Genomic DNA, 13,709 nt, shown 5'->3' with positions numbered 1-13,709 from the left:
ACTCAGCGCTAATTGTGCGATTACTCAACTTCGTACGGTGACGGTACGGGCGCGGACGGATTCTGGTCGATATGCTGCGCCAATGAGTCGGTGGGGGTTCGTCGGCCGGACGGATGAGCTGAATCGCCTGCTGGCAGCGGTGACCGGCGAAGCCGGCCGAGGGCTCTTCTTCAGCGGCAGCGCCGGCATCGGCAAGAGCCGGCTGTTGCGCGAGGGCGTGGCCGCGTTGCCCACCGACCGGTTCGCCATCTGGTCCATCGCGGCCAGCGCCACCACCGCCGCGTTGCCCTTCGGCGGGCTGGTGCAGGTCCTCCCGGCCGAGCAGCCCCAGGGCCTCTCCCCCGCCGGCGTCCTGCGCTGGGCGCTCAACGTGCTGCAACAGCAGGCGGCCGGCCGCCGGATCGTGCTCGCGATCGACGACGCGCACCTGCTCGACCCGCCCTCGGCGGCGCTCGTGCACCTGGTCGCGCGCGCGGAGAACGCCACGGTGGTCGGCACCCTGCGCGACGGCGAGCAGATCCCGTTGCCGATCCGCGCACTGTGGACCGACGACCTGGTCGAGCAGGTCGAGCTGACCCCGATGCCACAGGAGGAGACGACCGATCTGCTGGCGGCGATCCTGGGCGGGCCGGTCGACGCCGGCTCCGCCGACCGGCTCGGCCGGCTCTCGTCCGGCAACCCCCTGCTGCTGCGCGAGCTGGTGCACGCCGCCAGCGGCAGCGCGGAGTTGAAGCAGACCTACGGGCTCTGGAAGTGGACCGGGCGGCTGGAGTTGGCGCCCAGCCTGACCGATCTCATCGACACCCGGGTCGGGAAGCTCACCGACGGCGTCCGCGCGGTCGTCGAGCTTGTCGCGTTCGGCGAACCACTCGGGCTGCACCTGCTCAGGCAGGCCGCCGACCAGTCGGACGTGGAGACCGCCGAGGAACGCGGGCTGATCACCGTCGTCCAGCACGACCGGCGCACCAACGTCCGGCTGGCCCACCCGCTCTACGGCGAGGTGATGCGCCGCCGCTGTCCGGTCAGCCGCACCCGTCGGCTCCAGGCACATCTCGCCGAGTTGCTGGAACGGGTCGGCAAACGACGCCGTGACGACCTGCTGCGGGTGGCGGTCTGGCGGCTCGACTCGGGCACCGCGCAGAACGCGGCCCTGCTGCTCGACGCCGCGGTCCAGGCGTTCACCCGCTACGACGTGCCGCTGGCCACCCGCCTGGCCCGCGCCGCGCTAGACGCCGACGGTGGCTCGGACGCGGCGGAGCTGCTGGCCACCATCCTCATGTTCGCCGACCGGCCGGAGGAGGCGATCGACGTCCTCGACGCGGTGCCGCCCGCCGCCGACGACGAACGCCGGCTCTGCCGCTGGCTCACCGTACGCGGGATGGTCAGCTACTGGGGCCTGAGCCGCGAGTCCACCGTGGAGGAGATCGCGGGCCGCGTCGAGCAGCTCGGCGACTCCGCGGACCAGGCCCGGGTGCACGCCTTCGAGGCGATCATGCGCCTGCACCGGCTGGACATCACCACAGCGGTGCGGCTCAGTCAACAGGTGCTCGACCGCCCCGCCGCCGGCGTCGCCGCCCGCGAGCTGGCCCGCTCCACCATCGCGTACGTCCAAGCGGCGCGGGGCGAGCTCACCCGCAGCGGTACGGCGATCGCCCAGGTGCACTCCGCCGCCACCAGTTGGCGCACCGACATGCCTTATCTCCAGCTCGCGCTGGAACTCGCCCGGGGCACCCGGCTCATGCTCACCGGCGACCTGGCCGGTGTCGACGCGATCGTCGCGGACGAGTTCGCCGATCTGGCCGGCGAGGGTGACTTCCGTCTCGGCACCGGTTACCTGGCCATCCTGCAGGCGTACGCGGCGCGGATGCGCGGGCAGAGCGACACGGCCATGCGCACCTCGCTGGGCGCCTGCGCGGTGCTGGCGACGAGTCGGGTCTACGCCGGTCTGGCCCAGGCCGAGCGCGCCCAGTCGGCGGCGCTGCGCGGTGACGCCGCACAGGCCGCCGCGGCGATGGCCGAGGCGGACCGCACCCACGCGCCGGGCATGGCGGTGCTCTACCCCTGGCTGGAGCAGGCCCGGGGCGCGTCCCTGGCCGCCTCGGGCGACCTGCCGGGAGCGGTCAAGCAGCTCGGCGACCTGGTGGACCGGCTGCGGGCGGACGGCTTCGCCGGGCACGAGGTGCACGTCCTGCACGACCTGGTCCGGCTCGACCAGGCCGGGATGCCGGTCGGGCCCACCTGCTCCGACGGGAGCCGGCGCACCGTCGCGCAGCGCCTCGCCGAGCTGTCCGAGCAGGTCGACGGGGTGCTCCCGCCACTGCTGGCCCGGCATGGCCGCGCCGCGGTGACCGGTTCCCCCACCGATCTGCTGGCCGTCGCCGACGACTACGCCGCCCTGGAGTTGACCGTGTACGCGGCCGAGGCCACCGCCCAGGCCGTCCAACGGCTGCGTCAGCGGCACTCCCCGGAGGCGAACGGGGCCCGGGAACGTCTCGCCGGGCTGCTCGGGCGCTGCGACCTGATCCGGACGCCGGCGTTGCAGGCGGGTGCGCCGCAGCTCACCGAGCGGGAGTGGCAGGTGGCCCGCCTCGCCGCCCACGGCGCGTCCAGTCGGGCCATCGCCGAACGGCTCTACCTGTCGGCCCGTACCGTGGAGAACCACCTCCAGCGGATCTACACCAAGCTCGGCGTGACCGGTCGGGCCGAGTTGTGGGCGGCGTTACGCTCGATCCCGGGCCACGAGGGCGGCGAGCCGGGCTGAACCTTAGGCTGGGGCGGTGAGCATCAACCGTCCCGCGCTGCTGACCGACCACTACGAGCTGACGATGGTCAGCGCGGCCCTGCGGGACGGCACCGCCGACCGCCGGTGCGTCTTCGAGGTGTTCAGCCGCCGGTTGCCCAGTGGCCGCCGGTACGGCGTGGTCGCCGGGACGGCCCGCCTGATCGAGCTGATCCGCGACTTCCGGTTCGATCCCGGGGAGGTCGACTTCCTGCTGCGTACCGGCGTGGTGGACGAGGCGGCGGCGGCCTGGCTCACCAACTACCGCTTCACCGGCGACGTCGACGGGTACGCCGAGGGCGAGCTGTTCTTCCCCGGCTCACCGATCCTCACCGTCTCGGGCGGTTTCGCCGAGTGCGTGGTGCTGGAGACGCTGGTGCTGTCCGTGCTCAACCACGACAGCGCGGTCGCCGCGGCGGCGGCCCGGATGGTGACCGCGGCGCGGGGGCGGGCCCTGATCGAGATGGGGTCGCGGCGGGCGCACGAGGAGGCGGCGGTGGCCGCGGCGCGGGCCGCGTACCTCGCCGGCTTCCGGTTCACGTCCAACCTGGCCGCCGGCGCGCGGTACGGCATTCCGACGGCGGGCACCGCCGCGCACGCGTTCACGCTGCTGCACGACGACGAGCGCGCCGCGTTCGCCTCGCAGGTCGCCACGCTGGGCAAGGACACCACGCTGCTGGTCGACACGTACGACATCAGCCAGGGCATCCGGAACGCTATTGCGGTGGCCGGGCCGGAGCTGCGGGCGGTCCGGATCGACTCGGGCGACCTGGCGGTGATCGCCCAACAGTCGAGGGAGCTGCTCGACTCGCTGGGCGCCACCGAGACCAAGATCATCGTCTCCGGTGACCTCGACGAGTACGCCATCGCCGCGCTGGCCGCCGAGCCGGTGGACATGTACGGCGCGGGCACCGCTGTGGTCACCGGCTCCGGGGCGCCGACCGCCGGGCTGGTCTACAAGCTCGTCGAGGTCGAGGGACGACCGGTGGTGAAGCGCTCCGAGCACAAGGCGACGATCGGTGGCCGGAAGGTCGCGGTCCGCCGTCACAAGCCGACCGGCACCGCCACCGAAGAGGTGATCGTTCCGCAGGGCGTTCCGGACCGGCAGCCCAACGACCGCCTGCTCCAGCAGTCGTACGTGGTCGCCGGCGAGCCGGCGCCGCTGCCCACCCTCGACGAGTCCCGGGAGCACCTGCGGGAGTGCCTGATCTCGATCCCGTGGGAGGGGCTGAAGCTGTCGGCCGGCGATCCGGCCGTGCCGGTCACCGTCGTACCCGCTGACTGAACCCTCCGCCGCACCGAACCGAAGGGAACCCCGATGGCCAACGCGCTGATCATCGTGGACGTGCAGAACGACTTCTGCGAGGGCGGCTCACTGGCCGTCGGGGGTGGCGCGGGGGTGGCTGCCGGCATCTCCGGGCTGCTCGCCAGCGAACCGGACCGCTGGGCGCACGTGGTCGCCACCAAGGACTACCACATCGACCCGGGGGCGCACTTCGGCGATCCGCCGGACTTCGTGGAGTCCTGGCCCCGGCACTGCGTGGTCGGCACCGGCGGTTCGGAGTTCCACCCCGAGCTGGACACCAGCCGGGTCGAGGCGATCTTCCACAAGGGCGAGCACGCGGCCGCGTACTCCGGTTTCGAGGGGCACGCCGACGACGGCGAGTGCCTGGCCGACTGGCTGCGCCGGCACGACGTCGACCGGGTCGACGTCGTCGGCATCGCGACCGACCACTGCGTCCGGGCGACAGCGCTGGACGCCGCCCGGGAGGGCTTCGCCACCACGGTGCTGCTCGACCTGACCGCCGCCGTCGCACCGGCGACCACCGACGTGGCCCTGCGGGCGATGGAGGGCGCCGGGGTGACCCTGCGCGGCCAACCTGTGATCACGGCCCCATGACGCCCTAAATAATTGGCCAACGGGCCGTCGCCGGTCGAAGATGTCGCCGGAGGTACGGACCCAGATGAACATGAAGCCTTACCGGCGCGCGCTCGCCCTGCCCGGCGTGCGGTCGCTGCTGCTGGTCGCCGTCCTCGCCCGCATCCCGCTCACCGCGACCGGGGTGACACTGACCTTCCACGTGGTGCTCGACCTTGATCACGGCTACGGGGCCGCCGGCCTGGTGGGCGCGGCCGTCACCGTGGGCGCGGCGATCGGCGGCCCACTGCTCGGTCGACTGGTGGACCGGCGGGGCCTGCGCCCGGTCCTGGTGCTCACCGGCATCGCCGAGGCGATCTTCTGGTCCGTCGGGCCCACGCTGGCGTACCCCGTGCTCCTGCCGGCCGCCTTCGTGGCCGGCTCCCTGGCGCTGCCCATCTTCTCGGTGGTCCGGCAGTCGATCGCGGCGTTGGTCCCCGAGGACCAACGCCGAGCGGCGTACGCGCTGGACTCGATGTCGGTGGAGCTGTCCTTCATGATCGGCCCGGCGCTGGCGGTGGCCCTGGTCACCGCGATCTCCGCGCAGACCACCATGTATCTGGTCGGTGCCGGCATCGTCGCCGCCGGGATCGCCCTGTGGGTGGTCAACCCGCCGATCCGCGAGGCCACCGCCGGCCCCGGCGGGCCGCCGCGTCGGGTGCCGCGTGCGGAGTGGCTGACACCCCGACTGCTCGCCGTGCTGGCGCTCAGCGCCGCCGCGACCCTGGTGCTCGGCGGTACCGACGTGGCGGTGGTCGCCGTCCTGCGGGCCAGCGGCGAGGTCGGCTGGACCGGCGCGGTCCTCGCCATCTGGGCGGTCGCCTCGCTGCTGGGCGGCTTCGCCTACGGGTCCGTGCACCGCTCGTTCTCGCCGTTGGCGCTGACCGCCGCGCTCGCCGTGTGCACCATCCCGGTGGGGCTGGGCGGCGCACACTGGTGGCTGCTGTCCCTGGCGCTGATCCCGGCCGGAGCGCTCTGCGCACCCACCATCGCGGCCGGCTCGGACGCGGTCAGCCGCCTGGTTCCCGCCGAGGTACGCGGTGAGGCGATGGGTCTGCACGGCTCCGCCGTCACCGTCGGCATCGCTGTCGGCGCGCCGCTGGCCGGCGCGGTGATCGATGCCAGCGCCCCGCTCTGGGGCTTCGTGGTGACCGGCGCGCTCGGCGCGGTCGTCACCCTCGTGGTGCTTCCGATCGAGCTACGCCGCCGCCGTGCCGCCGACGTTCCTGCGCCGCAGGCCGAGGCCGACCTCTCCGCCGCCATCCGCTGACCGTCCTCCACCCCAGCACCCGTCAGGGCTCGCGCCCCGGCCCGCGTCCCGGGCCCCCGTCCCCAGTCCCCGCACCCCGCACCCAGATCCGAGCAGGTTCCCTGATGTTGCTGCTTCCGGCCGGCGGGAGGCAGCAACATCCCTGATGTTGCGTCGACCACCGATGGCAAGCGCGCCCCGAGCAGAAGGCACGACGCCACGAGCGCACCCCTAACGTCAACGCCTAGCGCCGACTTCTAGCGCCGATCTTGCACAAGCTGTTGACGTTTTGTCAGCCTTCGCACCATTGGTGACGACAGAATGTGCAAGATCGCGCAGCGGGGCGGGGCGGGGGCGGGGGGCGGGGGGCGGGGCGGGAGCGGGAGCGTGGGCGCGTGGGCGCGTGGGGCGGGGTCGGGAACGGCGACGGGCGCCGCTTCCTGTGGTCCAGGAGGCGGCGCCCGTCGTAGAGCCGGGGTGGAGCGTCAGTTTCGATCGATGTTGCTGGCGGTGTCCTCGCGGTAGCTGGCCCCGCCGTCCGACTCGCTGGTGAGCGGCTTGGCGCCACCCTCCGGCGGACCGGCCACGCTCTGGCCGGCGGCCAGCTCCGGGAACTTCTCGTCGAACGCCGGCCGCTCGGAGCGGATCCGCGGCATCCGGTCGAAGTTGCGCAGCGGGGGCGGGCTGCTGGTCGCCCACTCCAGCGAGTTGCCGTGACCCCAGGGGTCGTTGACCTCGACCACCGGGCCGGTCTTGTACGACTTCCAGCAGTTGTAGATGAACGGCAGCGTGGAGATACCGGTGATGAACGCGCCGATCGTCGAGATCGTGTTCAGCGTGGTGAAGCCGTCACCGGGCAGGTAGTCGGCGTACCGACGGGGCATGCCCTCGTTGCCGAGCCAGTGCTGCACCAGGAACGTGGTGTGGAAGCCGATCATGGTGAGCCAGAAGTGCACCTTGCCCAGGCGCTCGTCGAGCATCCGGCCGAACATCTTCGGGAACCAGAAGTAGATGCCGGCGAAGACGGCGAACACAATGGTGCCGAAGAGCACGTAGTGGAAGTGCGCCACCACGAAGTACGTGTCCGACACGTGGAAGTCGATCGGCGGGCTGGCCAGCAGCACACCGGTCAGACCACCGAAGAGGAAGGTCACCAGGAAGCCGATCGACCAGAGCATCGGCGTCTCGAAGCTGATCTGGCCACGCCACATGGTGCCGATCCAGTTGAAGAACTTCATACCGGTCGGAACGGCGATCAGGTAGCTCAGGAAGCTGAAGAACGGCAGCAGCACCTGGCCGGTGGCGAACATGTGGTGCGCCCAGACGCTCATGGAGAGCGCGGCGATCGCGACGGTCGCGGCGACAAGACCCTTGTAGCCGAAGATCGGCTTGCGGGAGAAGACCGGAATGACCTCGCTGATGATGCCGAAGAACGGCAGCGCGACGATGTAGACCTCGGGGTGCCCGAAGAACCAGAACAGGTGTTGCCAGAGCATCGGCCCACCGGTCGCCGGGTCGTACACGTGCGCGCCGAGGATGCGGTCCGCGGCGAGCGCGAACAGCGCGGCGGCCAGCAGCGGGAAGACCAGGATCACCAGGAGGCTGGTGACCAGGATGTTCCACGTGAAGATCGGCATCCGGAACATGGTCATGCCGGGCGCGCGCAGGGTGAGGATCGTAGTGATCATGTTCACCGCGCCGAGGATCGTGCCCAGACCGGAGATGGCCAGACCCATGATCCACATGTTGGCGCCCACACCCGGCGAGTGCTCGACGCTGCTCAGCGGGGCGTACGCGAACCAGCCGAAGTCGGCGGCGCCACCAGGGGTGATGAAGCCGGCGGTCGCCATCGTGCCGCCGAACAGGTACAGCCAGTAGGCGAAGCTGTTCAGCCGGGGGAAGGAGACGTCGGGGGCGCCGATCTGGATCGGCACGATGTAGTTCGCGAAGGCGAACACGATCGGCGTCGCGAAGAACAGCAACATGATCGTGCCGTGCATCGTGAAGAGTTGGTTGTACTGCTCGGGCGAGAGGAACTGCAGCCCGGGTCGGGCCAGCTCAGCCCGCATGACCAGGGCCATCAGGCCACCGATCATGAAGAACACGAACGCGGTGATCATGTACATGATCCCGATCTGCTTCGCGTCCGTGGTTCGCAGCAGCCGCGCGATGGCCGACCCCTTGACCGGCTCCCGGACCGGCCAGGGCCGGGTCACGACCGGCTTGGGTGCGACGGTGGTCACGAGTGGCCTCCGGTTCTCGGTTGTCCCGCTCGGCACACGCTGGTTATCGGCGGGCCGTCATCCGCAAGGAGGATAGTCCCCGGCAGGTCGCAGCGCCGCGTGGGGTGGCGTGACACGATCTACCACGGGTCTACAGCGGGCCGAGCAGGAGCCGGTAGTGCTCCCCGAAGATCCGGCCGCCGCGCCCGCGCAACAGCGGGTCACGCAGCGCCGGCGGCACGTCCCGGGTCCGGTTGCGGTCCCGGGTCCGGTCCCGCACCCAGCGGGTACGCGGACGACGACGACTCTCGTACGCCACGAGGGCCGCCTCCACGCTGTTGGCGGCGCGCAGTGACTCGGCCAACACGACGGCGTCCTCCAGCGCCATCGCCGCGCCCTGGGAGAGCGTCGGCGCGGTGGCGTGTGCCGCGTCACCGACCAGCAGGACGCGCCCCCGGTGCCAGCGGCCCAACTCCACCTCGTCGGTGAGCCCGACGTGCACCTCGTCGAGCGCGGCCAGCACCTCGGGCACCGGGCCCCGGTAGTCGGCGAAGAGGTCCCGCAGCCGGGCCAGCGGGTCGGCGGGCTCCTCGGTGCCGGCCTCGTCGGCGTACAGGTGCAGTCGCCCGGCGCCGATCGGCACCATCAGGAAACCGGAGCGCCGCCCGAGGAGGGCGGTCCACTCGGTGACCGGCGGGCCGTCGCGGAGCACGGCCCGGTAGACCACCTGACCGACCGGCCGGGGCGGACCGCCGAGCGCGGCCAGGGCACGGACCGAGGAGCGCGGCCCGTCGGCGCCGATGACCAGGTCGTACTCGGTGGTGGTGCCGTCGGTGAAGGTGACGCCGACGGCGCCCGGGAGCAGGTCCAGGGCGCGGACCTCGGCGCCGTGCCGGACCGCGCCGCCGGCGCCGCTGAGCAGCACCCGGTGCAGGTCGGCGCGGGGCAGGCCCCGGCACTCGCCGACGCCGGCCCAGAGGGCCTCGAGGTCGACCTCGCAGAGGTGTACGCCGTCGGCGTCGAAGAACCGTTGCCGGTGGATCACCTGCCCGACCGGTCGGACCGGGTCGTGCAGGTCGAGCCGGTGCAGCGCGCGGGCGGCGTTGCCGGGCAGGTAGAGCCCGGTCTCGGTGGACTCCCCCGGTGGCAGTTTGTCGGTGACGTCGGGCCGGAAGCCCGCCAGGCGCAGCGCTCGGGCCACGGCGAGGCCGGCGATGCCCGCGCCGACGACGAGGATGCGCAGGGGGGAGCCACCCATGGTGGTGTACGCCTCCGGAGGGGGAGCGGAACGCGTTGGAGGCAACACGCTACTCGGAGCGATGACCGCACACCAGGCCCAATCGGCGCGCCCTCGGCCACCACTTCGTCGCGCCCAGTTGCGCATGAGTTTCAGACATGTAAATGTGTCGTTGAGCGTGGGAGCGCTCCCGCACTGCCCCCACCACGATCGGCGCCCGCCGTGCGCCGAGTCAAGGAGCGTCATGAAACGTCACCTTCGTGCCCTGGCCGCGGCCGGGCTCCTCCTCTCCAGCACCCTGGTCGCCGTCGCCCTCGGCGGCAACGCCTCGGCCGACACCCTGATCTGCGACCAGTACGGCTCGACCACCATCCAGGGCCGCTACGTGGTGCAGAACAACCGCTGGGGCACCACCGCCCAGCAGTGCATCAACGTCACCAACAACGGCTTCCAGATCAGAACGCTGAACGGCAGCAGCCCCACCAACGGCGCGCCCACGGCGTACCCCTCGGTGTTCTTCGGTTGTCACTACACCAACTGCTCCCCCGGCACGAACCTGCCGATCCAGGTGAGCCAGATCAGCAGCGCCACCAGCAGCATCTCCTACCAGTACGTCAGCGGCGCCATCTACAACGCGTCGTACGACATCTGGCTGGACCCGTCGCCCAAGCGGGACGGCGTGAACCAGATGGAGATCATGATCTGGCTCAACCGGCAGGGCCCGATCCAGCCCATCGGCTCGGTGGTCGGCAGCGTCAACCTGGCCGGGCGGACCTGGGAGGTCTGGCGGGGCAGCAACGGCTCGAACAACGTGATCTCCTACGTCGCCCCGTCCGCGATCTCCAGTCTCAACTTCAGCGTGCTGGACTTCATCAACGACACCCGCAACCGGGGCGCGATCACCAACTCGTGGTACCTGACCAGCATCCAGGCCGGCTTCGAGCCGTGGCAGGGCGGTGTCGGGCTCGCGGTGAACTCGTTCTCGGCGACCGTCAACGGTGGCGGCAACCCCACCACCCCGCCACCGAGCGGTGGCGCGAGCTGCGCGGTGAAGTACACGGCGAACTCGTGGGGCAACGGCTTCACCGCCGACGTGCAGGTGACCAACACCGGGTCCAGCGCGATCAACGGCTGGACGCTGACCTACAACCTGCCCGGCGGGCAGACGGTCACCAACGCGTGGAACGCCACGGTGAGCCAGAGCGGGTCCGCGGTGACCGCCCGCAACGTCGGCCACAACGGGTCGATCGCGCCCGGTGGCAGCGCCACCTTCGGCTACCAGGGCACCCTGAGCGGGTCGTACTCGTCCCCGACCAGCTTCTCGCTCAACGGGGCCACCTGCTCCCGTAACTGAACCGCCACCACCACGACGTGCGGGGGCGCGACCGGCCAGGCCGCGCCCCCGCATGTCGCTGTTCACCCGTCCGGGCGGACGGTGAAAGAATCACGCTTAACTATGCATTAATATTATCTCAGTACCTTTCGGAGGATGTCGACTTTCGCGTCATTTCGGCACGATGTCCCCTCGTCGATCGTTGTCTTCCTGATCGCGATCCCGTTGTCCCTGGGCATCGCCGCCGCCTCCGGAGCGCCGCTGCTGGCCGGGCTGATCGCCGCTGTCGTGGGCGGAATAGTCGCGGGCGCGCTCAGTGGCGCGCCGCTCCAGGTCAGCGGGCCGGCAGCCGGGCTCACGGTGATCGTCGCGGGCACCATCGCCGAGTTCGGCTTCGCCGGCACCGCCGCGATCGTGACAGTTGCCGGGCTGCTGCAGATCCTGCTGGGCATCACCCGACTCGGGCGGGCCGCGCTCGCGCTGTCGCCAACAGTCGTACACGGCATGCTGGCCGGCATCGGCCTGGTGATCGCGCTGAGCCAGGTCCACGTCGCGCTCGGCGGCGCGCCCCAGAGCTCCGCGTTGGCGAATCTCCGTGACCTGCCCGGCCAGATCGCCGACTACCACAGCGTGTCGGTGCTGCTCGGCGCGCTGACCATGGCGCTGTTGCTGGTCTGGTCACGCCTGGTCAAGACCACGATGCTGCCGGCGACCCTGGTGGCGGTGGTGGTGGCCACAGTGGTGGCGACGGCCATCGACGCCGACGTGGAGCGGGTGGATCTGCCCGCCGACCCGCTGAGCGCGATCTCCTTCGCCCGCTGGCCCGACGCACCGCCGTGGGAGGTCCTCCCGGCCGTCCTCACCATCGCCCTGGTCGCCAGCGTGGAGTCCCTCCTCTCCGCGGTGGCCGTCGACCGGATGCACCACGGCCCACGGGCGAACCTCGACCGGGAACTCATCGCCCAGGGCGCCGCGAACGCCGTGTCCGGAACCCTCGGCGGCCTCCCGGTCACCGGCGTCATCGTGCGCAGTTCGGCCAACGTCGCGGCCGGCGCGCGCACCCGCGCCTCGACCATCCTGCACGGATTCTGGATCGCCGGCTTCGTGATGGCGGGCGCCGTACTGCTGGAGATGATCCCGATGGCCGCGCTCGCCGCCGTCCTCGTGGTCGTCGGCGTACGGCTGGTGAGCCTGGCCCAGATCCGCACCTACGCCCGGCACCGGGAGCTGCCCATCTACGTGGTCACCGCGGTCGGCGTGGCCGCGACGGACCTGCTCATCGGGGTCGGGCTGGGCATGGCGACGGCGGTGCTGTTCATGCTGTGGCGGTTGGCCCGGTGCGAGATCCACGTCATCGAGCCGAACTCCGGCAACTGGCTCGTGACGATCACCGGAACACTCGCCTTCGTCGCCTCCGGACGGCTCACCCGCCGACTCGCCGCCCTGCCCCCGGGACAGCACGTCGAACTCGAACTGCACCTGGACTATCTCGACCACGGCGCGTACGAGACCATGCGCGACTGGCAGACGTCCTACACGCGAGCCGGTGGCACCGTCCACGTCAACGAGGTGCACGGCTCGTGGCTGCACCGCGCCGGCACCGACGGGCTCGGCACCGGCAAGCGCACCTCGGCGTGCGTGACCCGGAGTGCTCGGTCCCCCGAGGCGCACGGGCCGGTCCGGCACGAGTTGCCGCCGCCACGCTCCACTCCGATTCCGTGAGGTCGGGGCGTCCTCGCGCGTGGGACACCCCGACCTCCGGGAAGTCGGGTTGATCAAGTCGGGGCGGGCGCGCCGCTTTGGGGCGGTCAGACCCGGGTGAGGCGTACGGCGTCGGCGATGACCAGGCCGGTGGCGTTGCTCCACCTGCTGACCGCCACCCGGTTGGCGTCCCCGGCCGGCAGGGTGAACGTGCCGAGGACCCGCCACTGCCCGCCGGTCACCCGCTGGTCCACGTACACCGTCCGGTTGCCGGTGCTGGTCGCGATGATGTACGGGGTGGCGCTGTTGTAGCCGGTGTTCGTCGGCCACCACGCCTCGACCCGGTAGCTGCCGGTCGCCGGCACGTTGAACCGGTACCAGGCGGGGTCGCTGGCGGCGACCGGGTCGGCGTACCGGTAGTCGGCGCCGTAGCGCTGGCTGGAGAAGGACGACACACCCCAGTTGGCGCTGGCGGTGAACCGACCGGCGGTGGTGTTGTCCACGATGGAGGTCCATGCCGTACCGCCGCCGGCCATCCGTGCCGCCACGTCGGCGCGCATCACGTTCAGGTCGATGAAGGACGGGTCGATCTTGCCGGTGGTGCTGGTCTCCCGGTGCCCCCGGGCGTAGCTGCTGTCCCGGCCCAGGCGGGTGAGCACGGCGGCGGTGGCGGCCAGCGACGCGTCGTACTGCGCGGCGGTCATCTCCTGGCTGACGCCGTTGTAGTCGATCTCCCAGCCGATCATCAGGGTGTTGCCGTCGCCGGACGGGATCGGACCGCTGCCTCCGCTGACGCCGGCGTGGTTGCAGCGGCCGGCGGAGATGACGTGGAAGACACCGTGGTAGTCGACGAGCGCCTGGCACAGCGGCCCGGGAAGGTCGGAGCGGCCGTTGATGCAGATGCCCAGCGCCGGGTGCGGGTTGCTGGCGCTGGAGGTCGACGCGGTGTGGTGCCAGAGCACCCCGATCGGGTCGAAGGAGCCGGGTCGCATCCGGTTGAGCCAGTCACCCTCGACGACGACCTGGACCCCGGCGCCGCGCAGCACGTCCACCAGCCAGGGAATGGTCGCCATCAGGCGTCCTTCAGCAGGTCGGCGAGGCACTCCGGGGCTTTCGGCGCGGCGTCCGCCGGGGCGGGCCGGGCCGCTGCGGCACTCGCCGGAGCTGGCCGGGCCACGACGGTCAGGGCGGCGGCCACCAGGGCGGGGATGCCGAGCACCCCACGGCGGCGCAGACGGATGGACGGTGGTCGGGCCATGGCGGTCCTCCA

General features: G+C 71.5%; 10 protein-coding genes. 6 read left to right on the top strand and 4 right to left on the bottom strand.

Going from position 1 to position 13,709, the window contains the following annotated elements; all coding sequences use genetic code 11:
* The first annotated feature begins 82 nt into the window (after positions 1–82).
* From O7634_RS15410 to O7634_RS15395, 4 genes are read left to right on the top strand one after another with little or no spacing between them, the layout of a single operon-like run.
* On the top strand, positions 83–2,761 hold the full coding sequence (locus tag O7634_RS15410; protein ID WP_278150818.1) for a LuxR family transcriptional regulator: 2,679 nt from the start codon (positions 83–85) through the stop codon (positions 2,759–2,761).
* Positions 2,762–2,777: 16 nt separating this feature from the next.
* On the top strand, positions 2,778–4,064 hold the full coding sequence (locus O7634_RS15405) for a nicotinate phosphoribosyltransferase (RefSeq protein WP_278150817.1): 1,287 nt from the start codon (positions 2,778–2,780) through the stop codon (positions 4,062–4,064).
* Positions 4,065–4,097: 33 nt separating this feature from the next.
* Positions 4,098–4,679, top strand: coding sequence for an isochorismatase family protein (locus tag O7634_RS15400; RefSeq protein ID WP_278150816.1), 582 nt, complete (start codon positions 4,098–4,100; stop codon positions 4,677–4,679).
* Between the two features lie 40 nt (positions 4,680–4,719).
* A complete protein-coding gene (locus tag O7634_RS15395; RefSeq protein WP_278150815.1) occupies positions 4,720–5,967 on the top strand; it encodes an MFS transporter in 1,248 nt (415 codons plus the stop codon).
* Between the two features lie 464 nt (positions 5,968–6,431).
* Here the strand turns inward: O7634_RS15395 and ctaD are convergent, their stop codons facing one another.
* Together ctaD and O7634_RS15385 are read right to left on the bottom strand one after the other, a co-directional pair.
* Complete coding sequence (gene ctaD, locus O7634_RS15390) at positions 6,432–8,189, bottom strand: cytochrome c oxidase subunit I (RefSeq protein ID WP_278150814.1); 1,758 nt, start codon at positions 8,187–8,189, stop codon at positions 6,432–6,434.
* Positions 8,190–8,319: 130 nt separating this feature from the next.
* The gene (locus tag O7634_RS15385; protein ID WP_278150813.1) at positions 8,320–9,426 is read right to left on the bottom strand and encodes an FAD-dependent monooxygenase; all 1,107 of its coding nucleotides are present in this window, start codon (positions 9,424–9,426) and stop codon (positions 8,320–8,322) included.
* 223 nt (positions 9,427–9,649) lie between these two features.
* On the opposite strand from O7634_RS15385, the gene O7634_RS15380 reads away from it, so the two are divergent.
* The gene (locus O7634_RS15380; RefSeq protein WP_278150812.1) at positions 9,650–10,759 is read left to right on the top strand and encodes a cellulose binding domain-containing protein; all 1,110 of its coding nucleotides are present in this window, start codon (positions 9,650–9,652) and stop codon (positions 10,757–10,759) included.
* Between the two features lie 135 nt (positions 10,760–10,894).
* Positions 10,895–12,460, top strand: a complete 1,566-nt coding sequence (locus O7634_RS15375; RefSeq protein ID WP_278150811.1) for a SulP family inorganic anion transporter — start codon at positions 10,895–10,897, stop codon at positions 12,458–12,460.
* Between the two features lie 86 nt (positions 12,461–12,546).
* Here O7634_RS15375 and O7634_RS15370 read toward each other — a convergent pair whose 3' ends face one another.
* On the bottom strand, positions 12,547–13,512 hold the full coding sequence (locus tag O7634_RS15370) for an N-acetylmuramoyl-L-alanine amidase (protein WP_278150810.1): 966 nt from the start codon (positions 13,510–13,512) through the stop codon (positions 12,547–12,549).
* Positions 13,512–13,697, bottom strand: a complete 186-nt coding sequence (locus tag O7634_RS15365) for a hypothetical protein (RefSeq protein ID WP_278150809.1) — start codon at positions 13,695–13,697, stop codon at positions 13,512–13,514. The genes O7634_RS15370 and O7634_RS15365 overlap by 1 nt, the downstream gene beginning before the upstream one ends.
* Between the last annotated feature and the right edge of the window lie 12 nt (positions 13,698–13,709).

The sequence above is a fragment of the Micromonospora sp. WMMD1120 genome (assembly GCF_029626235.1).
GTDB lineage: Bacteria > Actinomycetota > Actinomycetes > Mycobacteriales > Micromonosporaceae > Micromonospora.
This window is presented reverse-complemented; position numbering and strand designations above follow the sequence as displayed.